Annotated in this window: 17 protein-coding genes and 1 other RNA gene; 4 read left to right on the top strand and 14 right to left on the bottom strand. The window is 73.0% G+C overall.

The window, feature by feature from the left end; all coding sequences use genetic code 11:
• Positions 1-86: 86 nt before the first annotated feature.
• The 4 genes from ABT296_RS27075 to ABT296_RS27060 all read right to left on the bottom strand — a co-directional run bounded on the left by ABT296_RS27075 (position 87) and on the right by ABT296_RS27060 (position 5,944).
• Positions 87-1,352, bottom strand: a complete 1,266-nt coding sequence (locus tag ABT296_RS27075; protein WP_351931252.1) for an acyltransferase family protein — start codon at positions 1,350-1,352, stop codon at positions 87-89.
• Positions 1,349-3,517 (bottom strand): bifunctional polysaccharide deacetylase/glycosyltransferase family 2 protein, encoded by a 2,169-nt coding sequence (locus ABT296_RS27070; protein WP_351931251.1) that lies wholly within the window; start codon positions 3,515-3,517, stop codon positions 1,349-1,351. Before ABT296_RS27070 ends, ABT296_RS27075 begins: the two co-directional genes overlap by 4 nt.
• Positions 3,517-4,707 carry a hypothetical protein gene (locus ABT296_RS27065; RefSeq protein ID WP_351931250.1) on the bottom strand — a complete coding sequence of 397 codons (1,191 nt, stop codon included), beginning with the start codon at positions 4,705-4,707 and terminating at the stop codon, positions 3,517-3,519. The genes ABT296_RS27070 and ABT296_RS27065 overlap by 1 nt, the downstream gene beginning before the upstream one ends.
• A gap of 271 nt (positions 4,708-4,978) precedes the next feature.
• A complete protein-coding gene (locus ABT296_RS27060; protein WP_351931249.1) occupies positions 4,979-5,944 on the bottom strand; it encodes a LysR family transcriptional regulator in 966 nt (321 codons plus the stop codon).
• A gap of 83 nt (positions 5,945-6,027) precedes the next feature.
• Between ABT296_RS27060 and ABT296_RS27055 the strand changes: the two genes are divergently transcribed.
• The gene (locus ABT296_RS27055) at positions 6,028-7,242 is read left to right on the top strand and encodes an MFS transporter (protein WP_351931248.1); all 1,215 of its coding nucleotides are present in this window, start codon (positions 6,028-6,030) and stop codon (positions 7,240-7,242) included.
• 345 nt (positions 7,243-7,587) lie between these two features.
• Here ABT296_RS27055 and ABT296_RS27050 read toward each other — a convergent pair whose 3' ends face one another.
• From ABT296_RS27050 to ftsE, 6 genes are all read right to left on the bottom strand, one after another.
• Positions 7,588-8,571, bottom strand: coding sequence for a DUF4232 domain-containing protein (locus tag ABT296_RS27050; protein WP_351931247.1), 984 nt, complete (start codon positions 8,569-8,571; stop codon positions 7,588-7,590).
• Positions 8,572-8,731: 160 nt separating this feature from the next.
• Positions 8,732-9,100: a transfer-messenger RNA gene (gene ssrA / locus ABT296_RS27045) on the bottom strand.
• 130 nt (positions 9,101-9,230) lie between these two features.
• Complete coding sequence (gene smpB, locus ABT296_RS27040; RefSeq protein WP_351931291.1) at positions 9,231-9,770, bottom strand: SsrA-binding protein SmpB; 540 nt, start codon at positions 9,768-9,770, stop codon at positions 9,231-9,233.
• Between the two features lie 70 nt (positions 9,771-9,840).
• On the bottom strand, positions 9,841-11,004 hold the full coding sequence (locus ABT296_RS27035; protein WP_351931246.1) for a S41 family peptidase: 1,164 nt from the start codon (positions 11,002-11,004) through the stop codon (positions 9,841-9,843).
• A 68-nt stretch (positions 11,005-11,072) separates the two neighbouring features.
• Complete coding sequence (gene ftsX / locus ABT296_RS27030; protein ID WP_351931245.1) at positions 11,073-11,990, bottom strand: permease-like cell division protein FtsX; 918 nt, start codon at positions 11,988-11,990, stop codon at positions 11,073-11,075.
• A 40-nt stretch (positions 11,991-12,030) separates the two neighbouring features.
• Positions 12,031-12,720, bottom strand: a complete 690-nt coding sequence (gene ftsE, locus ABT296_RS27025) for a cell division ATP-binding protein FtsE (RefSeq protein WP_351931244.1) — start codon at positions 12,718-12,720, stop codon at positions 12,031-12,033.
• 244 nt (positions 12,721-12,964) lie between these two features.
• Here ftsE and ABT296_RS27020 point away from each other — a divergent pair, with 244 nt between their 5' ends.
• Entirely contained in the window at positions 12,965-13,156 is a 192-nt protein-coding gene (locus ABT296_RS27020) for a hypothetical protein (protein ID WP_351931243.1), read from the top strand.
• 86 nt (positions 13,157-13,242) lie between these two features.
• Here the strand turns inward: ABT296_RS27020 and ABT296_RS27015 are convergent, their stop codons facing one another.
• The 4 genes from ABT296_RS27015 to ABT296_RS27000 all read right to left on the bottom strand — a co-directional run bounded on the left by ABT296_RS27015 (position 13,243) and on the right by ABT296_RS27000 (position 18,348).
• A complete protein-coding gene (locus tag ABT296_RS27015) occupies positions 13,243-13,833 on the bottom strand; it encodes a hypothetical protein (protein WP_351931242.1) in 591 nt (196 codons plus the stop codon).
• Positions 13,834-14,132: 299 nt separating this feature from the next.
• Complete coding sequence (gene prfB, locus ABT296_RS27010; protein WP_351931241.1) at positions 14,133-15,236, bottom strand: peptide chain release factor 2; 1,104 nt, start codon at positions 15,234-15,236, stop codon at positions 14,133-14,135.
• A 95-nt stretch (positions 15,237-15,331) separates the two neighbouring features.
• On the bottom strand, positions 15,332-16,567 hold the full coding sequence (locus ABT296_RS27005) for a serine/threonine-protein kinase (RefSeq protein WP_351931240.1): 1,236 nt from the start codon (positions 16,565-16,567) through the stop codon (positions 15,332-15,334).
• Between the two features lie 143 nt (positions 16,568-16,710).
• Entirely contained in the window at positions 16,711-18,348 is a 1,638-nt protein-coding gene (locus tag ABT296_RS27000; protein WP_351931239.1) for a serine/threonine-protein kinase, read from the bottom strand.
• A 384-nt stretch (positions 18,349-18,732) separates the two neighbouring features.
• Here ABT296_RS27000 and ABT296_RS26995 point away from each other — a divergent pair, with 384 nt between their 5' ends.
• Positions 18,733-22,158, top strand: a complete 3,426-nt coding sequence (locus ABT296_RS26995) for an FtsK/SpoIIIE domain-containing protein (protein WP_351931290.1) — start codon at positions 18,733-18,735, stop codon at positions 22,156-22,158.
• A 225-nt stretch (positions 22,159-22,383) separates the two neighbouring features.
• Positions 22,384-23,742: an ABC transporter substrate-binding protein gene (locus ABT296_RS26990; protein WP_351931238.1), complete on the top strand. Its 1,359-nt coding sequence runs from the start codon at positions 22,384-22,386 to the stop codon at positions 23,740-23,742.
• Positions 23,743-23,744 lie beyond the last annotated feature (2 nt).

The following is a 23,744-nucleotide window of genomic DNA, read 5'->3' as shown; positions in this document are numbered from 1 at the left end:
CGACGTGAACCTCGGCCGGTGGGCGGAGCCGTGACGCGCAGAGGCCCGCCTCCCGGGGCGTTCCGGGGGCGGGCCTCGATGGGGCGTCAGGCGTGGCGGCGGCGTTTGGGTTCCCTGGACTTGCGGCGCTGGGAGCCGTCCGGCCAGAGGCGGGGGCTTCGTTGGGCCGCCAGGTCCTCGACCCAGCCGACCGCCAGGACCGCGAGGGCGATCAGTGGCCAGACCAGGAAGAACATCCAGATCAGGTAGGTCGAGTCCAGCGCCGCCACGGCCCGTTCGTTCTCCATGAACGGGAGGCTGTAGAGGAGGTCGAGGATCGGGACCGTGGCCATGATGAGCAGGTTGTGCCACAGGTAGATCGTGACCGCGCGGTTGTTGGAGAGGGTGATCAGGCGGTCCCACTTCGCCAGGCGGCCGGGGAGTTCCTGCCAGGACGGCGAGTAGATCAGCAGGATGACGACGAAGCCGAAGGACCAGGTCGCCTGGGCCAGCGGGATGTCGTTGAGGTCCCAGCCGTCGGGGCCCAGGTGGTTCGACGCCCACCACAGGCCGAAGGCCATCACGAGGGACGACGCCGAGACGGCGACGTAGCGCGGGATCCGGGCCAGCAGGCCCTCCTGGTGGGCGAAGCCCAGGACCCAGCAGCCGCCGTAGACCGCGAAGTCGGTGACCGCGTTGCCGGTCTCGCCCGGGATGGTCACCACGCCCGTGCCGACCACCGCGGTCAGCGCCAGCGGGGCCAGCAGGGTGGGCCAGGGGGCCCGGCGGAACGCCCACAGCAGCAGCGGGGAGGCGATCACGAACCACAGGTAGGCGCGCAGGTACCACAGGACGCCGGCCGCCTGGACCGCCCAGGTGTCCTCCAGCAGGCCGGACTGGGAGCCGATGGACCAGGGGAACGGCGGCGCGCCGATCGGGACGATGTAGTTGAACAGCTCCAGCAGGGCCCAGACCGGGCCGTCCTCGGTGTTCTTCGTCGGGTTCCAGCCGCCGGCGAACAGCAGCGTCAGCACCACCGCGCTGAACACCCACAGCGGGGGCAGCAGCCGGCGGACACGTCCTCGGATCACGCCCCAGGCGGGGCGCTTGAGCGAGCGGGCCATGAGCGATCCGGCCAGCGCGAACATCACGCCCATGGAGGGGAACAGCACGGTCAGCCAGGCCCAGCCGAACAGGTGGTAGGCCACCACGCGGACCAGGGCTATGGACCGCAGGAGGTCCAGGTAGCGGTCCCGGCCCGGCTTCTTCGGCGCGGCTGCCTCGGGAGTCCGGGCCTCCGGCACCGGTACCGCCAGCGGCTCCGGCGGGACTCCGTACATCTCGTGCGACTGCTGAGGTGTGCCCTGGGTCATCCCACCGGCCTCCGTTCGCGCTGGACCGGACCGCCCGGTGCCTCGACCACGCCCGTGCGGCGCAGCTTCTGCCAGCGCAGGCGGCCGCCGGTGAGGGCGGTGATCCAGGACTGGAGGAGGACCACGTACATGAGCTGGCGGTACAGGATCTGCTGCAGGGGCAGCGAGATCAGGTGGGTCATGCGTTCCTTGTCGAGCCGGAAGGCGTACGCCGCGCAGACGGCCTGGATCGCGAGGACGCCCAGCCAGGCGACGATCGTCTTCTGGGTCGGGCCGAAGACGAGGCCGTAGAGGAGGAAGACGTCGATCAGGGGGGCCAGCAGCGGGGCCAGCACCATGAACAGGGAGACCAGCGGCAGGCCGACGCGGCCGAAGCGGCCGGAGGGGCCGCTCTCCACCAGGGCCCTGCGGTGCTTCCAGATCGCCTGCATGGTGCCGTAGGACCAGCGGTAGCGCTGGGACCACAGCTGCTGGACGGTCTCGGGGGCCTCGGTCCAGGCGCGGGCGTTCTCGGCGTAGACGACGCGCCAGCCGTCGCGGTGCATCGCCATGGTGATGTCGGTGTCCTCGGCGAGGGTGTCCTCGCTCATGCCGCCGACCCGTTCCAGGGCCTGCCGGCGGAAGGCGCCGACCGCGCCGGGGATGGTCGGCATGCAGCTGAGCATGTCGTACATCCGGCGGTCGAGGTTGAAGCCCATCACGTACTCGATGTGCTGCCAGGCGCCGATCAGGGAGTCCCGGTTGCCGACCTTGGCGTTGCCCGCGACGGCGCCGACGCGCGGGTCGCCGAAGGGCTGGACCAGTTCACGGACGGTGGCGGGCTCGAAGACGGTGTCGCCGTCCATCATCACGACGATGTCGTACCGGGCGTTGGCCAGGCCCCGGTTGAGGGCGGCGGGCTTGCCCGCGTTGAGCTGCCGGATCACCCGCACGTTCGGCAGGCCCATGGCCTCCACGATGCGCGCGGTGCCGTCGGAGGAGCCGTCGTCGATGACGAGGACCTCGATCGGGTGCTCGCTCGCCATCAGGGAACGGACGGTGTTCTCGATGCACTTGGCCTCGTTGTACGCCGGCACCAGCACCGAGACCGGTTCGGTCACCGGCGGTCCCCAGCTGAAGCCGCGTCGGCGCACCCGGCGGGCGTGCGCGGCGGAGAGCACGAGCATCAGCACGAACCGGCTGATGACCAGGAAGCCGATGATGGCCAGCCCGACCACCAGGACGGCGGTGATGTTGTCGGAGGCCTGGACCAGGAAGATCCACGCCTTGCCCTTCCACAGGTCGATGCCGGTGACCTGGCTGTGCGCGCTGGGCGCGCCGAGGGCTTCGGTGAGGTTCTCGAACTTGTAGCCCCGCTCCTGCATCTGCGGCAGGAAGCGGTCGAGGGCCTCGACGGTCTGGTGCCGGTCGCCGCCGGAGTCGTGCATCAGCACGATCGCGCCCTGGCGTCCCTTGGGCGTGGCGCGCTCGATGATCTCGTCGACGCCGGGCTTGCGCCAGTCCTCACTGTCGGTGTTGTTGACGACGGTGATGTAGCCGCGCGAGCCGATGTACTCGGTCACCGGCCAGGACTCGTTGTCCATGGCGTCGGAGAAGGAGGAGTACGGCGGCCGGAAGAGCGAGGTGCGGATGCCGGCCGCGCCGGATATGGCGAGCTGGTTCTGCGAGAGCTCCCAGTCGATGCGCTCCTTCGACTGGTACGACAGGTCGGGGTGGTTGAAGGTGTGCAGGCCGATCTCGTGGCCCTCGTCGACCATGCGCCGGACCAGGTCCGGATAGCGCGAGGCCATCGTGCCGGTGACGAAGAAGACGGCGTGCGCGTCGTGCTTCTTCAACACGTCCAGGACCTTGGGCGTCCACTCGGGGTCGGGGCCGTCGTCGAAGGTGAGCACGAGCCGGTGGTTCGGCACGCTCAGGCTCTCGGTGCGGCCGCCGCGCGCGTCGATGACCGGGCCGCCCTTGAGGATCTCCTCGGGGACCTGGTCGGAGGCGGCGGCCGGGCGGACGCGGTGGTCGGCCAGGATCTCGCTGTGCACGTAGCCCCGCAGCATCAGCATCGCCATCAGGGCGGCGAGGACGAGCACGGGCAGAAGCAGGCGCATGGGCAGGCGGCGGCGCCGGGGACCACCGGGCGCTGAGCGTCGGCGGTTGGTGCGGGAGGCCATCAGAGGGTGTACTCCGGGGACGGGTCGTACGGGGTGTCGGGGTTGGCCGGTTCCGCGGCGACGCTGCGGCGGACGGAGGCGGGTTCGGCCTGTCCGGCGGCGACCGTGTCGACACCGGTGCCGGCGGTGTCGCCGCCCTCGGTCTCGGTCGGGTCCGGCGTGGGCTCGCCGGTGTCCGTCGGGGTGGGCTCGGGGTCGGGCGTGGTCGCCGTGTCGGTGGGGTCCGGGTCCGCCGTCGGCTTGGTGCCCGTCCCCGTCGTCGGCTTCTTGGTCGCCGTCGGTTCGGGGTCGGTGCCGGCGTCGGTCTCCTCGGCGGAGCCGGAGGCGTCCGGTGCGGTGGCGTCGGCGCCCGGGGAGAGCGTCACGCCGTCGCTGACGGAGGGGGAGGCGCCGGGGCTGGCGCCGTCGACGCCGGCGGACGGCGCCGACTCCCCGGGCAGCGGGGTGGTGTCGACCTGGCCGGCCGGGGTGTCCTTCTTCGGGTCCTGGACGGGAAGCCAGGGCGCGTTGGAGTTGCCGGACAGCAATGTGGCGACGATCACGACGGCATAGACGGCGCAGGCGAGGCCCACGGCCATGCCCAGGCGCCGGAAGCGGCGGCTGCGGCGTCCGGACTCGTCGACGAAGACCGGGCCGTCGGAGCCGTCCGGGCCGCCACCGCCGTGGGCGCCGCCCTTGGCCGCGCGCAGCGAGCCGTCGAGCTGGAGGCCGACGCTGTCCAGCTGGATGGTGACCTCGTGGGGGTCATGGGTGTGCACGGTGTCACCGGGTTCGCCCCAGGGGTCCTGGACCGCGGCGGAGGTGTCGCGGACGTCACCGGGGGGCGGGTACGCGGCGGAGGCGTCGCGGACGCCACCGGCGGGCGCATACGCCGCGGGGGTCTCGCGGACTCCACCGCCGGTCTCGCGGACGCCGCCGGAGGGCGGGTACGCGTCGCCGCCGTGACGCGGCTCACGCGCCGCCGGGAAGGACTCGCCTGCCGTCCGCGGCTCGCGCGGAGTGAACGCCTCGCCGCCGGTACGCGGTTTGCGGGCGCCCGTCGCCGGGGCCGGCTGCGTGCCTTCGAAACGGTCGAACGCCGAGAGGAGCTCGGTCAGATCCGGGCGTCCCGCGTCGGCGGCGCCGTGCGGCTGTGGGTTCGTCGGCAGCACCGTCGTCTCGTCGGCGTCGCCCATGTCAGCTCTGTTCATGTTGTTCAAGGCGGTCTCCGCAAACGCCTGGGTGGCACCCTGGCGGGTCGGGTTCGTCTGGGTTCCGGATGCCGCCTCCGGCCAGTCCGGTTGGGCGTCTTCCCGCCAGTTGTTCTCGCGCACTCATCCCCCCACGGGACCTTCCGGGTGCGCGCACGACTCCGAGCACCCGCCGATCGAAACAGGCCCCCACCCGTCCGAGCGCCCCCAATATCACACCGTGCTCAGGCCAAGAATGTAGCGCACGAGTGAGATCCATGTTTGCCGCGTGTCAGTTGTGGAGCCGCATCGTGACTTTGTCACTGGCCGGAATCCATCCCCCCGCAGGTGGCCGGAGCCAGTTCTCAGCCACCGCGAGCTCGGCCGCGGCGCGTCGCAGCGCGCTGATGCCAGGGTGCGCCAGTCCCCTGCGCCACACCAGGGACACGGGGGACAGCGGGACCGGATCGGTCAGCGGCCGGAGCACCGCACCAGGCATGTCCGGGAAGTCGATCACGGCGAGAACCGGCGTCCTGGTCTTGGCCATGATCCGCCGGAACTCCTCGTGGCCGACGGCGAGCGGCGCGGGCGCGGCGACCGCGATGTCCCGGTCCCGGAAGAGCTGGTGCGCGAGGTCGGTCCACTCCGGGGTCCGGGGGTTCCCGGCGCCCGCGTAGACGGTCTCTCCGGCGAGCGCGGCGAGCGGCACCCGGTCCAGCTCCGCCAGGGGATGGCCCTCGGGCAGGAGCACCGCCATCGGCTCGTACCGCACGGGCTGGTGCTCCAGGCCGGCCCGCAGCGCCGGGTCCAGTCCCGCGAACCGTCCGAAGGAGGCGTCCAGGCGCCCGGCGAGGAGGTCGGCGGCGGCTCCGGTCAGGCCGCTCTCGTAGCGGGCCATGAACTCGTACTCGCGGGCGAGTTCCCGGGCCCGCTCCAGGACCCGGGTGCCGGTGCCCAGGCCCGGGGAGTTCACGTCCACCAGCAGGGGCCGGGCCTGCCCGAACGCGGCGAGCAGGTCGTCCTGCGCGGCGAGCGCCCGGCGGGCGTGCGGGACGAGCCGCTCGCCGTCCGCGGTCAGCGTCACCTGCCGGGTGGTCCGTACGAACAGTTCGGCGCCCAGCTCCCGCTCCAGCCTGCGCACGTCGCGGCTGAGCGCCTGCTGGGCGACGAAGAGACGGGCCGCGGCGCGGGTGAAGTGGAGCTCCTCGGCCACGGCGAGGAAGGCGCGCAGCAGTCGGGGGTCGAGGTGGGCGGGCATCCCGTGAATTTACAACGCGGGTGCGTCAATCGGTGCCGGGCAGGTGTTGGACCCCTTGATCGTCCAGGGGCGACCGTTGCTCCATGCCGCAACCGACCTCCGGGTACCGCCGTCTGTTCGCCCTGCCCGGCGCCCGTGCCTTCACCGCCGGAAACCTCATGGCCCGCCTGCCGATGGGCATGTTCAGTGTGAGCGCGGTCATGATGATCGCCGGGACCCGGGACTCGTACGCGCTGGCCGGGGCCGTGGTCGCGGCCGGGCTGGCGGCGACCGCGCTGGTCGCCCCCTGGATCGCTCGGCTGGTCGACCGGCACGGGCAGTCCCGGATCGCCCTGCCCGCCACCCTCGTCGCGGTCCTCGGCGAGCTGGTCCTGGTGCTGTGCGCACGTCAGGGCGCCCCCGACTGGACCCTCTTCGCCGCGTACGCCGCCACCGCGACGACCCCCAACATCGGCGGGATGGCCCGGGCCCGCTGGGCGCACCTGCTCAAGGGCGACCAGGGCGCGCTGCACACCGCGAACTCCTTCGAGCAGGCCGCCGACGAACTCTGCTTCATGCTGGGCCCGGTCCTCGCGGCCTTCCTGTGCGCGAGCCTCTTCCCGGAGGCGGGCACGCTCGTCGCGGCGCTGCTGCTGGCCGCGGGCATGGCCCTGTTCACCGCCCAGCGCGCCACCGAACCGCCGGCCTCGGCGCCCTCGAACGCCGGGCGGTCCCCGCTGCGGGCGCCGGGGATGCCCGCGCTGCTCGCCGTCTGTCTGGCCGTGGGCGGTGTGTTCGGCGCCCTGGAGGTCGTCACGCTCGCCTTCGCGGACGCCCGGGGCCACGGCACGGCGGCCGGGCTGGTCCTCGCCCTCCAGGCGTGCGGCTCCTTCGCCGCGGGACTGCTGTACGGCGCCCTGAGCCCGGGCGGTCCGGCGGAACGCCGCTACCCGTGGTGCATAGCGGCCCTGGCGGTGGCGCTGACGCTGCCGCTGCTCGCCGCGTCGCTCACCGGCTCGCTCGTGCTGCTGGCGGGGACGCTGCTGGTGTCCGGGATGGCCACCGCGCCCACGATGATCACCAACATGACCCTGGTGCAGGGGCTCACCCCGCCGGGCCGCCTCAACGAGGGCATGACCCTCGCCGTGACCGGTCTGCTCGGCGGCATCGCCCTGGGCAGCGCGGCCGGCGGCTGGACGGCGGAGCACGTCTCTCCGACGGCGGGGTACGCGGTGCCGGTGGCAGCGGCCGGGGTGGCGCTGCTGATAGCGGTGACGCGCGGGCCGAGCCCCAGGCCGGCAGCGCTCACCGTCGCGTGAGCCCCTCTGGGTGTGGCCGGACCCCACTCATCGGGTGCCCGGAGTGGGTCCCCGGCGACACACACCCGGCGGGTCGGCCGACGCCACCGACCGCGATCCACGCGGACGCGCACCGACCGCGGAAGGGTGCCACCGGGACACTTGTGTGGCCGGACCCCACAGGCGGGGCGCCCAGGCTGGTGCGCAGACACGCGTCCTCGGCGACACACACCCGGCGAGCCGACGGCCGGCGGATGCCACCGGGTGCCGTCCGCGCGGGCACGCGCCCACCACAGACCGACATCACCCGTCGCCATCCGGGCGGACACGCAGGACGCGCGGTACCCGCGCGCGGCGGGCCGGTCGTCACTGGGTGCGGGTCGTGTCCTTGGTCCAGGGGCCGACGCCGAGTTCGCCCGTGGTGCCGAGGTCGAGTTCCGGGATCACCGTGACGGGGGCCGCACCGGGCGCGACCCGGACCCGGGCGTACGGCGCGTTCACGGGCTCCCCGGCCTCGGTGGTGTTCCGCCAGGCGAGCGTGGCCCGCGCGGCCTCGCCGGGAGCGAGGACCAGCGGCCCGGCGGTGTCGTCGCCGAGCCCGGTGCTGATGCCGGAGGTGCCCTGGAGGACCTGTACGCCCTCGACGGCGTCGTGGTTCTCGTCGAGCGGCTCGACCTGCGGGTAGCCGTTCAACTCGTAGTCCTCGTCGCCGCAGTTGACGAGGTGCAGACCGACCGCGCGCAGTCCCATGGCCGCGTCGCCCTGGTCCGCGTACACATGGAGCCCGGACTCGGGGCAGGGGCCCGAGGCGCTCGCCGCCTCGTCGTCGGGGACGCTGCGCACCTTGACGACCTTCACCCCGGACACCTCGGCCGGAGTGTCCACGGCCGGACTCGTCACGACGAGGGTGCCCTTGGCGGTCTTCCCCGGCCCGACCGACGCCACGGTCCGTTCGGCGTCGTCGAGGGCGCCGACCGAGCCGGAGGTGAAGCCGAAGGTGATGGTGTAAGTCATCGCCTTCGTACCGTCGTTGGTGACCTCGAAGTCGGCGGAGTAGTCCGCCGCCCCGCATCCGCTGTCGGCGCCCCAGGCGTACAGGCCTGTGATCCGCACCTCGCCCTCGGCGGGCGTGACGGGCAGCGGGCTCGGGGTGCCCGAGGCGCGGGCGGTGCCGGGCTGTTCGTCGCCGGCGTCGGCCGGCTCGCCGTACCGCGGGGAGTCCGACGGGCACGGCTGCGCGGTGGCGACGGGGCCGCCGGCCTCGGGGTCGCCGTTCCGCTCGGTCCCGCAGGCGGCGAGCAGGAGGACACCGGCGAGGGTGGCGGGCACGGCACGCACGGCGGTAGGCATCCGCCCATGCCACCAGCACTTGATCATCGGCTGCTGTGACCGGTGCCACATCGGCAGTCACAGGACTGTCACAGATACCGGGCCGCCGCCCCGCACGACAAAGGCCCCGGCGCTCGGGAGCGACGGGGCCTTGCCACGATATTCAGTTGGAACATGGGATGAGTGGAGATGGCGGGAATCGAACCCGCGTCCAACGGTGCGGAAACAGGGCTTCTCCGTGCGCAGTCCGGTACGACTTTCTCAGCCCTCCGAATCACCCGGACAAGTCCGGAACGGGCTCAGTCACTGTTTGGTTTCCCTCTTCACCCCGTGACCGGGATCAAGGTTTAGTCCCCTAGCTGATGCCAGGATCCGGGTCGGGAACAGCCCCGGGCTGACACTTCGCAAGTCGCTACTTAGGCAGCGAGGGCGAAGGAATCGCGCTTGGTTTCGGCGATTATTGGTTTCGGCCTGTGGTTTACGAGATCATGGCCGCTTCCTCGACACGCTTCCCCTGCTTCGACATCCGCTGTCGAAACCGATCATCCCCATGTTGTTTTTTCAAACCCTCCGAAGAGGGCCACGCGCCCGCTGTGGGGCACATCTGCATCGTACGTGACCAGCACGGCCACATGCCAGCGTATTCCCGGCGGCCCCGGCGACCTCTGCACCGGCAGGGCCTACGCGCGCTGCCGCCGCTTCGCCGCCGCGATGGCCCGGTCCGACTCACGCCGGTCCTGCTGCTCGCGCAGCGTCTGCCGCTTGTCGTACTCCTTCTTGCCGCGCGCGAGCGCGATCTCGGCCTTCGCCCGGCCGTCCTTGAAGTACAGGGCGAGCGCCACGATGGTGTGACCGGTCTCGTCCGCCTTGACCGCCAGCTTGTCGATCTCCTCCCGGTGCAGCAGCAGCTTGCGCTTGCGGCGGGCGGAGTGGTTGGTCCAGGTGCCCTGGGCGTACTCGGGGATGTGGGCGTTGTGCAGCCACGCCTCACCCCCCTCGACCTGGACGAAACCGTCGGCCAGCGAGGCCCGGCCCTGGCGCAGCGACTTCACCTCGGTACCGGTCAGGACGAGACCGGCCTCGAAGGTGTCGATGAGCGCGTAGTCGTGGCGGGCCTTCTTGTTCTGCGCCACGATCTTGCGCTTGCCGCCCCGTTCGCCGTCCCTGGCCTTGGCGGCGGTCCCGCCCTGCTTGGGCTGGGACTCCTTGGGTACGTACATTCCCTTGCTCATAGTGCCGTCCATTTTCGCACTACGGAGGGGGTCCGCGGGAAGCGGATTTCCCCGCGGGCTACTCGGGGGCCAGTCCGCTGAGGACCGTCTCGGCGCGTTCCAGCGCGCGGGCGTCGGCGTCGAGGTCGGGGGTGATGCCGCGGCCGTCGACGCCGCGGCCCGAGGGGGTGCGGTAGTGCCCGACCGTCAGTTCGGCGACGGAGCCGTCGGGCAGCCGGCTGGGCATCTGCACCGAGCCCTTGCCGAAGGTGCGGGAGCCCACCACGACCGCCCGGCCGCGGTCCTGGAGGGCGCCGGTGACCAGTTCGGCCGCGCTCATGGTGCCGCCGTCGACGAGCGCCACCAGGGGCCTGGCCGTGTCCCCGCCGGGCTCGGCGTGCAGGGCGCGCTGGTCGCCGTCGACGTCGTAGGTGGCGACCAGGCCGCCGTCGAGGAAGGCGGAGGCGGCGCCGACGGCCTCGGTGACCAGTCCGCCGGAGTTGCCGCGCAGGTCGAGGATGATCCCGCCGTCGGCCGGGGCCCGCCGTACGGCGGCCTGAACCGCGTCGCCGGAGCCCTTGGTGAAGGAGTCGATCCGGATGACCGTGACGCCGTCGGCGGTCCGGTGGGCGGTGACGGAGTCCGTGGACAGCCGGGCGCGGCGCACGGTGAGGCTCCAGGCGTGGGTGCCGCGCTCCAGGCCGAGCCTGACCTCCGTGCCGGCGGGCGCGTCGGTGGCGTCGCCGCGCAGTAAGGAGACCACCTCGGTGACCGGCCGGCCGTCGACCCGCTCGCCGTCGACGCTGCGCAGCCGGTCGCCGGCCCGGATCCCGGCGGCGGCCGCGGGTGACCCGGACCGCACCCTGCTCACCTCGATACGGCCGTCCCGCTCCCGGCGGGCCCACAGTCCGACGCCGGTGTACCGGCCGTCGAGGGCCTCCTCGAACTCCTCGTACTCGCCCTCGGAGTACACCGCGCCCCAGCGGTCCCCGCTGCGGCTGACGGCGCGCTCGGCGGCCTCCATGGGGGACTTGCCGTCGGCCATCGCCTCGGCGGCGGCCTCGGCGACCTGCTCGTGGCGGGCCGCGGTGGTCGAACGGGGCGTGGCGGGCGACGACTTCCGGTCGGGGCCGGGCAGGGACCCGGTCGCCGCGCCGGCGACGAGCACACTGGCGAACACCAATGTCAGGGCGGCCCCGCGGCGGATGCGACGGGGCTGGCAGAACAGGTCACGACCTGACATGCCGGTGAGTCTAGGACAAGGCGAGGGGCCGTACGGTCGGTTGACCGGACGGCCCCTCTTGGCAAGAGTCACACCTTCAGGTACTTGCGCAGCGCGAAGAAGGCGGCAAGCGCGGGCATCAGCAGACTCGTGGCGAGGATGAGCGGAAGCTTGGTCAACACCGCGTCCCAGCCGATGAAGTTGATCAGATTCAGCTTCTCCGACAGGGCCAGCCCGTGGTCGATGATGAAGTACCGGGCGACCACCAGGAATCCGCAGGCGACCGCGCCGCCGATCAGTCCGGCGACCGCGGCCTCCATGATGAACGGCGCCTGGATGTAGAAGCCCGAGGCGCCGACCAGGCGCATGATGCCGGTCTCGCGCCGCCGGCTGAACGCCGAGACCCGCACGGTGTTCACGATCAGCATCAGCGCGACGACGAGCATCAGCGCCATGATCGCCCGGGCCGCCCAGTTCATGCCGTTGAGCAGCTCGAAGAGGTTGTCCAGGATGCCCTTCTGGTCCTGCACCGACTGCACTCCGTCACGGCCGTCGAAGGCGGTGGCGATGACCTGGTACTTCTCCGGGTCGGAGAGCTTGATCCGGTACGACTCCTGCATCTGGTCCGGCGTGAGGGAGCTGGCCAGCGGGGAGTCGCCGAACTGCTCCTTGTAGTGCTTGTACGCCTGGTCCTGCGTCTCGTGCGTCACCGTGTCGACGACCGACATCTTGTCCAGGTCGGCGAGGATCTCCTTCTTCTGGTCCGCGGTCACCGCGCCCTTGGCGCAGTTGGGGTCGGACTCGGCGTCGCTCTTGTTGCAGAGGAAGATCGAGACGTTGACCTTGTCGTACCAGTAGCCCTTCATCGTGTTCACCTGGTCGCTCATCAGGAGCGACCCGCCGAACAGGGCGAGCGACAGGGCGACGGAGACGACGACGGCGAACGTCATCGTCAGATTGCGGCGGAGACCGACACCGATCTCGGAGAGTACGAACTGGGCGCGCATGGCGTCTGCTTCAAGCCTTTCCGTGGAACTCGCTGCGGTCTCAGTGCTGGTAGCCGTAGACGCCGCGGGCCTGGTCGCGGACGAGGCGGCCCTTCTCCAGCTCGATGACGCGCTTGCGCATCTGGTCCACGATGTTCTGGTCGTGCGTCGCCATCACCACGGTGGTGCCGGTCCGGTTGATCCGGTCCAGCAGCTTCATGATGCCGACGGAGGTCTGCGGGTCGAGGTTGCCGGTGGGCTCGTCGGCGATCAGCAGCTTGGGCCGGTTGACGAAGGCCCGCGCGATGGCCACGCGCTGCTGCTCACCGCCGGACAGCTCGCCCGGCATCCGCTCCTCCTTGCCGCCGAGCCCGACGAGGTCGAGCACCTGCGGCACGGACTTGCGGATCTCGCCGCGGGACTTGCCGATGACCTCCTGCGCGAAGGCGACGTTCTCGGCGACCGTCTTGTTCGGCAGCAGCCGGAAGTCCTGGAAGACGGTGCCCAGCTGGCGGCGCATCTGCGGCACCTTCCAGTTGGACAGGCGGGCGAGGTCCTTGCCCAGCACGTGCACCTGGCCGTGGCTGCACCGCTCCTCGCGCAGGATCAGCCGCAGGAAAGTGGACTTTCCCGAGCCGGAGGACCCCACGAGGAACACGAACTCACCCTTCTCCACTTCGAGGGAGACATCCCTGAGTGCGGGGTGGGTCTGCTTGGGGTAGACCTTGGATACGTTGTCGAATCGGATCACGGATGCACCACGGGTCGCCGGGGGTAGATGAGCGTGACCATACGCGAGTCGGGCGCGGGGGCGCAGGCACCGGCCGCGTTGCTTCACAGATATGCGGTTTTGTTCCCGCTCCGGGGCGTGCGCCGTCCGCTCCTCGGGCAGCGCCCGGGCGGCCCCGGACGGAACCTGGCACAGTAGAGAGGGGAACGTTCCGCGACCCCGAGACGTTCTCCCCCCGGTACCACTCACGAGAAGGGCGAGGCGCATGACGTACGACCGGCTGGTGTGCGCGAACTGCGCGGCGCCCGTGAACGAGGGCCGCTGCCCGGTCTGCCGGGCGAACCGTGAACGGCTCCAGCAGGCGAACCCGCTCGCGAACCTGACCCCCATGACGCTGATCGCGCTGCTCGCGGTGCTGATCGCGGCGGTGGCCCTGCTGGCCCACCAGACCGCGTAGGGCGCCGCCCGAGACGCACGACGAAGGGCCCGGAGCGCGGCTGCGCTCCGGGCCCTTCGTCACGCACGGTGTGCGGCAGGCGACCGTCAGGCGGCCGCACCGCCACGGCCGCCGACCAGACGCGGCAGCACGCGGAAGCCCACGCCGCCGGCGATCATCGTCGCGGCACCGATGACCAGGAACATGACCTGGCCGGAACCGGTCTCGGCCAGTTCCTCGCCGCTGCCCTGGGCGGAGGTGTCGTCACCGGTGTCGGTCAGCGAGGAGGAGCCCTCCTGCTGGGTCGACTCGCCGGCGCCGCCGTCGGGGTCGGTGTTGTTGCCGTTCCCGTTGCCGTTGCCGTTCCCATTGCCGTTCCCGTTGCCCGGGTCGTCGGTCGGACCGGCGGTGGGCTCCTCCGAGGGCTCCTCGGTGGGCTCGGTCGGCTCCTCGGTCGGCTCGGTGGGCTCCTCGGTGGGCTCGGTCGGCTCCTCCGTGGGCTCCGTCGGGATGACGGTGGGCTCCTCGGTGGGCTCGGTCGGCTCGGGCTCCGGTTCGGTCGGCTCGGGCGTGACGCAGATGCCCAGCTCGTCGCAGACGTCTGCGGAAGCGGCACCGGCGGCGGAGATCGTGGCACCGACGGCGATAACGGCACCGGCCGCTATCCGTGCGACACGGATCCGCGTCTTCTTGGTCATGTGGTTGCTACCCCCAGTAGCTCATCGTCAGTGAGGCGGCGCTCGGGGCGGTGATCGACGAGGGGCGGCAGGTGAACTCACGCCCCCCGGTTCACATGCGCCCCAGAGAAACGCATGCCGCGCGCAAGCCTTCCGATTTATCGGAACGACGTCAAGGCCGATCCGCGCACCATGTCCAAGAACGGGTTCTTTGCCGGACGTTGAAGATTGTGAGCGTGATGTGGAAGCCGGACATCGGGAGCAGACAAGGCAACTGCCGCCCGATGGACGGCAGTTGCCTTGTCGACAAAACTCTTCGCTTACTTCTCCTGCTGCTTGCGCCAGCGGATTCCGGCCTCCAGGAAGCCGTCGATCTCACCGTCGAGCACGGACTGCGGGTTGCCCACCTCGAACTCGGTGCGCAGGTCCTTGACCATCTGGTACGGGTGCAGGACGTACGAACGCATCTGGTTGCCCCAGGAGCTGCCGCCGTCCTTGAGGGCGTCCATCTTGGCCCGCTCCTCCTGGCGCTGCCGCTCCAGCAGCTTGGCCTGGAGGACGTTCATGGCGGTGGCCTTGTTCTGGATCTGCGAGCGCTCGTTCTGGCAGGAGACGACGATGCCGGTGGGCAGGTGCGTCAGCCGGACCGCGGAGTCCGTGGTGTTGACGCCCTGTCCGCCGGGGCCGGAGGAGCGGTAGACGTCCACCCGCAGCTCGGACTCGTCGATCTCGACGTGGTCGGTCTGCTCGACCACGGGCAGCACCTCGACGCCCGCGAAGGAGGTCTGGCGGCGGCCCTGGTTGTCGAAGGGCGAGATCCGGACCAGCCGGTGGGTGCCCTGCTCGACCGAGAGCGTGCCGTAGGCGTACGGGACCTGCACGGAGAAGGTGGTCGACTTGATGCCGGCCTCCTCGGCGTACGAGGTCTCGATGAGCTCCGTCTTGTAGCCGTGCCGCTCCGCCCAGCGCAGGTACATCCGCTGGAGCTGCTCGGCGAAGTCGGCGGCGTCGACGCCACCGGCCTCGGCCCGGATGTTCACGAGGGCCTCGCGGGAGTCGTACTCACCGCTGAGCAGGGTCCGGACCTCCATCTCGTCCAGCGCCTTCTTGACGGACGTGAGCTCGGACTCGGCCTCGGCGCGGGTGTCCGGGTCGTCCTCCTCCTCGGCCATCTCGAACAGCACGGCGAGATCGTCGATACGACCGCGCAGGGCCTCGGCCTTCCGCACCTCGGCCTGGAGGTGGGAGAGCTTGCTGGTGATCTTCTGCGCCTCGTCCGGGTTGTCCCACAGGGACGGCGCGGCCGCCTGCTCCTCGAGCACGGCGATGTCTGCCCTCAGCTTGTCGAGGTCCAGAACGGCCTCGATCGACTCCATGGTCGAGGAGAGGGACTTGAGCTCTTCGGATACATCGACGACTGCCACGCCTCCAGCGTAACGGCTACGGCAAGCGGCCCGCGCCGCCGCTCACCGCCCTGGTCGGCGCGGCCCCCGGCCGCCGCTCCGGCGCCCCCGCGGGATCAGGGCGAGGCCGGGGCGGAGTTCCTGGTGTCCTGCGGGTTCGCGTCCGCGTCCTCGCCCGAGGTCGCGAGCCAGGTGCCGACGCCCGCCGCCGCCACGAGCGCCACGGCCGCGGCCCCCAGCGCCACCCGGCGCCGGCGGGTGGCCGCGCGATGGCGGGCCGAGCCGGGCCGGGGTGCTCCCGAGGCCCGCGGCGCGCGGGCGGTGCCGCGGGCGCCGCCGGCCAGCTCATCGGGGGCCGGCACCCGCATCGAGGTGTGGGTGTCCCGGTTGGAGTCGGCGGGCTTCGCCCCCGGCACCAGCGGCACCGCGCCCCGCCGTACCGGTCCGGACGCGGCCGGCTCCTGGGGGGCCGTCTCCTCCTCCTCGGCCGGCTCGGTGTCCGGCTCGTCCACGTCCAGCGGCGGGATGCCGGCCAGCAGGGGCAGCAGCTCGCGCAGCCGGGCCCCGAGCTCCGAGGCCCGCAGCCGGGACGCCGGCGCCTTGGCCAGGCACTGCACGATCAGCTGCCACAGCTCGTCCGGGATGCCGGGCAGCGGGACGACGGACTCCGTCACATGACGGCGCAGCACCGCTCCGGGGTGGCCGCCGCCGAAGGGCGTGAAGCCGGCCAGCAGCTCGTACAGGACGGTGGCCAGGGCGTAGATGTCCACCGAGGCGCGCGGGGGCAGGCCCTCCACGATCTCCGGGGCGAGGTAGTCCGGGGTGCCGATGATCTTGGTGGCCCGGGTCCGCTTGGGCGAGTCGATGAGCTTGGCGACGCCGAAGTCGGTCAGCAGCGCCGGGTGCGCGCCACCCGGACCGAGCGGTCCCTGCATGTCCAGCAGGACGTTCTCCGGCTTGACGTCCCGGTGCACGACGCCCGCGGCGTGCGCCGCCGCGAGGCCGTCCGCGACGTCCGCCACGATGGCCACGGCCGCCTCGGGGGCGAGCCGCCTGTCGCGGTCGAGGCGGGTGCGCAGGTCCGTGCCCCGGACCAGGTCCATGACGAGCGCGAGGTCGTTGCCGTCCACGACCAGGTCGCGGACCGACACCACATGGGGGTGCTCCAGGCCCAGCAGTGCCGTGCGCTCCTGCACGAACCGCCCGACGAGTTCCTGGTCGGACGCGAGATCCTCGCGCAGCAGCTTGATGGCGACGGGCCCCTCGGGGCCCTCGCCCAGCCACACCGTGCCGGCGCTGCCCCGTCCCAGGATCTGGTGGGCGGTGTACCGGCTGCCGATCTTCCGTGCCAAGACTGCTCCTACAGACGCGTGTTGCCGCCAAAACTACGCGTCCGACGAGCCAACCTTCACCACGGAGACAGAAATCACCTGCTGGAAGTCGACAAATCCACAGACTCGCCGTGCTCGGGGCCGTGCCGGGCCCGCGCCCGGGGCTACTGCCCCGAGGTCGAGCCGAGGTCGCCGATCCAGCCGGTCACCGTGGTGAACCAGTCGGAGAGCTGCTCCCAGTAGCCCTTGCCGGTGCCGATCCAGGACTGGAGCGGACTCAGCTCCCAGATCAGCCAGCCGGCCACGAACAGGATGACGATCGTGAACAGGCAGCCCTTCAGGCAGCCGAGACCGGGGATGCGCATCGGGTTGGCGCTGCGCTGGCGGGGCTGCCGGGGCTCGCGCTGCGGGCGCTGGGGCTCGGGCGTGGGCGGCGGCGCGTACCGCTGCGGCTGCTGCGGCTGGGGACGGGGCTGCTGGCGGGGCTGCTGCGGCTGGCGCTGCGGGGCGTACTGCTGCTGCCCCTGCTGCGGATAGCCGTAGCCCTGCTGGGGCTGGGGCTGGCGCTGCGGCGGCTGCGGCTGGCGCTGCGGCGGCTGCTGCGGGCGGGCCGCCTGCCGCTGGGGGCGGCGGCGCAGCGGGTCCTGGCCGGGGTCGAGGTACTGGACCTGCGTCTGCTCGTTGCGGTCGCGCGCGGCCCGCATCTGGTTCTGCCAGGGGTGCGGGTCCTCGGGCGCGGGCCCGACCGGCGGCAGCACCGCGGTGGGGTCGGCGGCGCCGCCCGGTCCCCCGGTGTGCGGCATGACGCTGGTGGCGGCGTTCGGGTCGAAGGAGCCGGCGCCCTGGGGCAGCACCTGGGTGGGGTCGGCCGAGCCCGGTACGGCGGCGGGGGCCGGGTCGGGCGCGAGCAGGGCCGCGACGCCCTCGGCGGCGGCGATCTGCGCGGAGTTCGCGTGCACGCCGATGCCGTCGGCGACGACCCGCAGGCCGCGCGCGAGGTTCTCGGCGCTGGGCCGCCGGTCGGGGTCCTTCGACAGACAGCGCTCTATGACCGTCCACAGCGGGTCGGGGACGGTGGAGGGGCGGCGCGGTTCGGCGCTCAGGTGCTGGTGGAGCACCTCCAGCGCGGATCCGCCGGAGAACGGGGGGCGTCCGGTGACCAGCTCGTAGAGCAGGATGCCGGCGCCGTAGATGTCGACGGCGGAGGTCTGCGGGCGGCCCTCGGCGGACTCGGGCGCGACGTACGCGGGCGTGCCGACGAACTCGTGGGTGCGGGTCAGGCCCGGGGAGTCGGCGAGGCGCGCGATGCCGAAGTCGGTGAGCATCGGGTGCATCTGGCCGCCCTGCTGCTTGAGCAGGACGTTGGCGGGCTTGAGGTCGCGGTGGACGACGCCGTCCGCGTGGCTCGCCGCGAGCGCGTCGGCGATCTGCGCGGTGAGCAGGGAGGCGGCGACCGGGGTGAAGGGGCCGTTCTCGCGCAGGTGGCGGTGGAGGTCGGGGCCGTCGACCAGGTCCATGACCAGGGCCAGCAGCTCGCCCTCGACGACCAGGTCGCGGACCCGGACGATGTTCGGGTGGGTCAGGCGCAGCAGGACGGAGCGTTCCCGCAGGAACCGCATCACGATGTCCGGGTCGCCGGCCAGCTCCTCCTTGAGGACCTTGATCGCGACGGTCTCGCCGGGCTGGCCGGCCACGGCCGCCTCGGCGCCCGCGGTCTCACGCTGGCGGGCTCGCCAGACGGTGCCCGTGGCGCCGCGACCGAGCGGCTCCTCGAGCAGGTACTTGCTGCCGACTGGCCGCACGTCACGCGCTCCCTGCTGATTGCCTGAAAGTGTTCCGATGTTCCGACCCACTGTAGTGCCGGGTACCGCGAAGCAAAGCTTCGCCGGAAAGACGCTCGGACCGCTCGCTTCGGTTGCCGAACCCGGGCGTGACCGATCTCAACTGATCACTCCGGTGCCGTTGTTTCGGCAGAGTTGCGTCAGGGATCAGGCATTTTTGCGGGCAGAGCCGACCAATCAAGATCACTTGTCCCCGGGCGGCGGGCGCGTTGTCGGTGGCAGGTGCGAGGATGCCTTCCGTACTGGCCGATGTGCTCGTGTGGCGGTGGGGGTAGTCCGCGGTGGGGGACCGCGCGGCGTCGTCCCCGTACGCGGGTGCCCGTGCAGAAGGGACCGCTGACGGCGATGCAGATCCGGCTGACCGTCGTAGACCCGCTGGGCCCGCCCCCCGCCGCCGGGCGGGACCACGCCACGAGCTGCGACGTCCTGGTCACGGCGCCCGCCGGCACGGCTCTGTCCGCGGTGGCGTCGGCGCTCGCCTCCACGGTCTCGGCCGGCGAGGGGCCTGTCGTGGTGTACGCGGGCGCGGAGCGGCTCGACGGGGCGCGCTGCACGCTCGGCGAGCCTCCCCTGGTCGACGGCGCGGTGCTCTCGCTGGGCGCCCCCGCCGAGCCCGAGGCGCATCCCGAGGTCGACGACGCCCCCACCCAGCTGCACGTGGTGGCGGGTCCCGACGCGGGCGGCGTCCATCTGCTGCACGGCGGCCGGATCAACATCGGCCGCTCCGCCGAGGCGGACGTCCCGCTCGACGACCCCGACGTCTCCCGGCTGCACTGCGCGGTGACGGTCGCCGGGGACGGCCGGGTCTCGGTCGCCGACCTCGGCTCCACCAACGGCACCACGCTGGACGGCGCCCGGGTGGGCACCAGCCCGGTCCGGCTGGCTCCGGGCGCCCTGCTGCGCATCGGCGAGTCGGCGCTGCGGCTCGCCCCGGCGGGCGGCCCCGGGGCCCGGGTGGCGACGGTGCCGGACGGCGAGGGGCACATCCGTCTGTCGGGCGCCGCGCACGCGCGCGCGGAGGCCGCCGCGCCGGGCCCCTCGGGGGAGACGCGGCACGCGTACGGCCCGGCCGGCTGGGGGGCCGCCGCGGCCTCCCCGGGGGCGCAGGAGCACGGGCCTGTGGAACCGCCGGTGGTGCCCGGGCAGGGCGGGGCGCCGCGCATCGAGACCCGCACGGCGCCGCCCGGCGCCTCCGTCCCGGGCCCCCGCGGGGGCGACACCCACGGCGCGGGCCTCCCGGCGGGCTCCCGGAGTGCGGGTGCGCCTGCGGACTCCCGCGGTGCCGGTGCCCCGGACGCCCACGGTGCCGGTGCCCCGGACCTCCACGGGGGTGCCGGGCACGCGCGCGGGGGCGCGGCGGCGTCCGGCGACCGCCGGGCGGACCCGGCGCACCGCGGGGAGACGGCGCACCGCGGCCAGGCGGCGCCCGCCGAGTACGGGCCGGACGGCATCGGTCGCAAAGGGACCCCGCTGCGCGGCACCGACGTCCCCCAGGGCGTACGGCGACGCGGCGGCCTCTCCGCGTGGGCGCGCCGGCTGACCGGTGGCCGCGCCGAGCAGGACCCGGCCGGAGCCGAGGGCCACGACGGCCCCGGGGGCTACGACCGCCACGACGGACCCGGCGCCGACGCCCTCGCGCGGTTCGCCTCCGACACCGCCCACCGGTCCCCGGAGACCTGGCCGGATCCCGCCGCCCTGCTGCTGAACTCCCTCGGCCCCGGCCCCCGCCTGTGGGAGCGCGGCCCCGACCACCCCGAGACGCTCACCGTGCGGCTCGGCACCGCCGACCGCGCCGCCCCCGACGGCTCCGGCCTGCTGCCCGCCGTCCCCGTGACCGCCGGTCTGCGCGAGGCGGGCGCCCTGGGCCTGGCCGGACCGCGCGCCCGGCTCGCCGGTCTCGCCCGCTCGGTCGTCGCCCAGCTCGCCGCGCTGCACTCGCCGGACGCCCTGGAGATCGTGCTGATCAGCGCGGACCGCTCCCGCCCGCTGGAGGAGCGCACCGCCGAATGGTCCTGGCTGGGCTGGCTCCCGCATCTGCGCCCGGCGCACGGCCAGGACTGCCGGCTGCTGCTGGCGCACGACCGCGAACAGGCCACCGCCCGCACCGACGAACTGCTCCGCCGCCTCGACGACCGCACAGAGCACCTCCCCCCTCTCCCGGCCCACCGCCCCTCGTGGGCCGAGGCCGACCCGGCGGACCCCTTCCCGGGGCCGTACACCGTGGTCGTGGTGGACGGGGACCCCGGCGGCGCCGACGTCCGGGAAGCCGTCGCCCGGCTCGCCTCGGACGGACCGCGCGCCGGGATCCACGTGGTGTGCCTGGCCGAGACCCCGCCCGCGTCGCCCGCCTCACCGGTCACCGACACCTACCGCGCGGCCTGCGCCGCGGCTCCGTCGTTCCAGGAGTGCGGCGCGGTCGCCCTGCTGAGCGGCGACGTGGCCACCGCGCTGCGGCTGATGCGGGTCGCCCGCCAGGAGGGCGCCCCCGCCTCCGCCCCGGCACCCGTCGGCCCCGGCACGGTCGCCACCGTGGACGCCGTCTCGCTCCCCTGGGCCGAGCGGTTCGCGCGGGCGCTGGCCCCGCTGCGGCCGGACGGCACCGGAGCGGAGCGGCGCACCCGGGTGTCCGCGCCGCTGCCCCAGGCGGCCCGGCTCCTCGACGAGTTGGGGCTCGCCCGGGCCACCCCCGCCTCGCTGATGGCCCGTTGGGCGGACGCCGCCGACGACACCGAGGCACTCGGCGGGCGGGCCTGCGCGGTGCTCGGCGCCGGACCGCGCGGCCCGGTCTCGGCGGACCTCGGCGCGGACGGCCCGCACCTGCTGATCGAGGGCCCCCCGGGCAGCGGACGCACCGAACTGCTGCGGGCGCTCGTCGCCTCCCTCGCCGCCGCCGAGCGGCCGGACCGGCTGAGCATGGTCCTGGTCGACGGCCGGGACGGCACCGGAGCCGACGGACTGCGGGTGTGCACGGACGTCCCGCACGTCACCACGCACCTCGCCGCCAACGACCCGGTCCGGATGCGGGAGTTCGCCCAGTCGCTGAGCGCGGAGCTGAAGCGGCGCGGCGAGCTGCTGGGCCGTTCCCACTTCGCCGAGTGGCACGCGAGCCGGCTGGTCTCGGGCCGGATGGTCGGCCAGCGCACGGCCGCGCCCCCGGCCGGCGGGGCCGGGGCCGGGGCCGCGGATCTGGACGCCCCGCCCAGCTCCACGCTCCGGCTGCGCCCGGCCGCGTCCCGCCGGCAGCCGGAGGCGGCACCGCCGCTGCCCCGGCTGGTCGTGGTCGTGGACGACCTGGACGCCCTGGTCTCCCCCGCGCTGGGCTCCCCCGGCAGGCCCGCCGCCGGTTCCGTCGTCCGCGCGCTGGAGGCGGTGGCCCGGGAGGGCGAGCGGCTCGGCGTGCACCTGGTGGCGGCGGCCGGCGCGGACGGCCGTACGGCGGTGTCGGAGCCGGCCCGCCGGGCCACCCTGCGGGTCACGCTCGACGCCCCGGCCGCCGGACCGGACGAACCGGCCGCCGGGCGGGCCAGGCTGGCCTGGGCCGACGGCCGTACCACCGCCTTCCAGGGCGGCCGGGTCACCGGCCGTATCCCGCGCACCGCGACACTGCGGCCCACGGTCGTCGCGCTGGAGTGGCACCGCATGGGCGATCCCCCGGCCCGCCGCCCGGTCCGCGAACTCGGCAACGGCCCGACCGATCTCGCCCTGCTCGCCAGCGCGTTGGAGAGGGCCGCGAAGCAGGTCTCGGCCGCCGAGGTGCCGTCCCTGCTCTGAACGGCCCCCGCGCGCAGGGCCCGTACCCCCCGTGACCGGACCTCCGGGCGCTCTCCGCTGGAGCGCTGCTGGAGGTCCGGTGGAGGGTCAGTCACGACGCGGTCACGATCGCCCACTTGACACGGCAGGCGCTCTTGCCGACCCCGGGGACCCGGCGTAAACCAATCCGGACAGACAGCGCTCCAACGTTCGACGAGGCGACGAAGCACGAAGAACGGGGCAGTGATGCGCACGAATCGCACGATCCGGATCGCCCTGGCGGCCGTCGGCGCCCTCGCGCTGACCCTCACCGGCTGTGGCGGGGACGACGACAACGACGGCAAGGACGGCGGCGGCACCGGGACCGGTACCGGCTCCTCCGTGCAACTCCCGAAACTGGACGGACAGACCCTGGAGGTCGCGGCCGTCTGGACCGGGCCCGAACAGGACAACTTCACCAAGGTGTTGGAGGAGTTCGAGAAGCGCACCGGCGCCGAGGTGAACTTCGTACCCACCGGCAACAACACCTCCACGTTCCTCGGCACCAAGATCCAGGGCGGCCAGCCCCCGGACGTGGCGTTCCTGCCGCAGGTCGGCGTGCTGCACCAGTTCGCCGAGAAGGGCTGGATCAAGCCCGTGGGGGCGGACGCGCAGGCCCAGCTGGACAAGAACTTCTCGGCCGGCTGGAAGGAACTGGGCTCCTACGAGGGCAAGCAGTACGGCGTCTACGCCAAGGCCGCCAACAAGTCCCTCGTCTGGTACAACACCGCCGCCTTCGAGGCCGCCGGCATCACCGAGGAGCCGAAGACCTGGGAGGACTTCCTGGCCACCGCCCAGACGCTCTCCGACGCCGGCTCCCCGGCCGTCTCCGTCGGCGGCGCGGACGGCTGGACGCTCACCGACTGGTTCGAGAACGTCTACCTCTCCCAGGCGGGCCCGGAGAAGTACGACCAGCTGGCCCGGCACGAGATCGAGTGGACCGACCCGACGGTGAAGGACGCCCTGACCACGCTCGCCGAGCTGTGGGGCAAGGACGAGCTGATCGCGGGCGGCCGTTCGGGCGCGCTGCGCACGGAGTTCCCGAAGTCCGTCACCCAGACGTTCTCCGGTGACACCCCGGCCGCGATGGTCTTCGAGGGCGACTTCGTCACCGCGAACATCAACGCCGACACCGACGCGAAGGTCGGCACGGACGCCAAGGTGTTCCCGTTCCCGGCGGTCGGCGACGACTCGCCCGTGGTCAGCGGCGGCGACGTGGCCGTGGCGCTGAAGGACGGCGAGGGCGCGCAGGCGCTGATCACGTTCCTGGCCTCCACGGACGCGGCGGAGATATGGGCGGCGCAGGGCGGCTTCCTGTCGCCCAACAAGGAGATGGACCCCGGGACGTACAAGGACGACGTCACCCGGGACATCGCCGAGGCGCTGATCGCGGCCGGCGACGACTTCCGCTTCGACATGTCCGACCAGGCGCCGGCGGCGTTCGGCGGCACGCAGGGCGTCGGCGAGTGGAAGCAGCTCCAGGACTTCCTGAAGAACCCGGACGACGTGGCGGGCGCCCAGCGAAAGCTGGAGGCGGACGCGGCCAAGGCGTACAAGACCGGCTGACG

Origin of the sequence: Streptomyces sp. NPDC000983 (assembly GCF_040299205.1) — a bacterium.
GTDB lineage: Bacteria > Actinomycetota > Actinomycetes > Streptomycetales > Streptomycetaceae > Streptomyces.
This window is presented reverse-complemented; position numbering and strand designations above follow the sequence as displayed.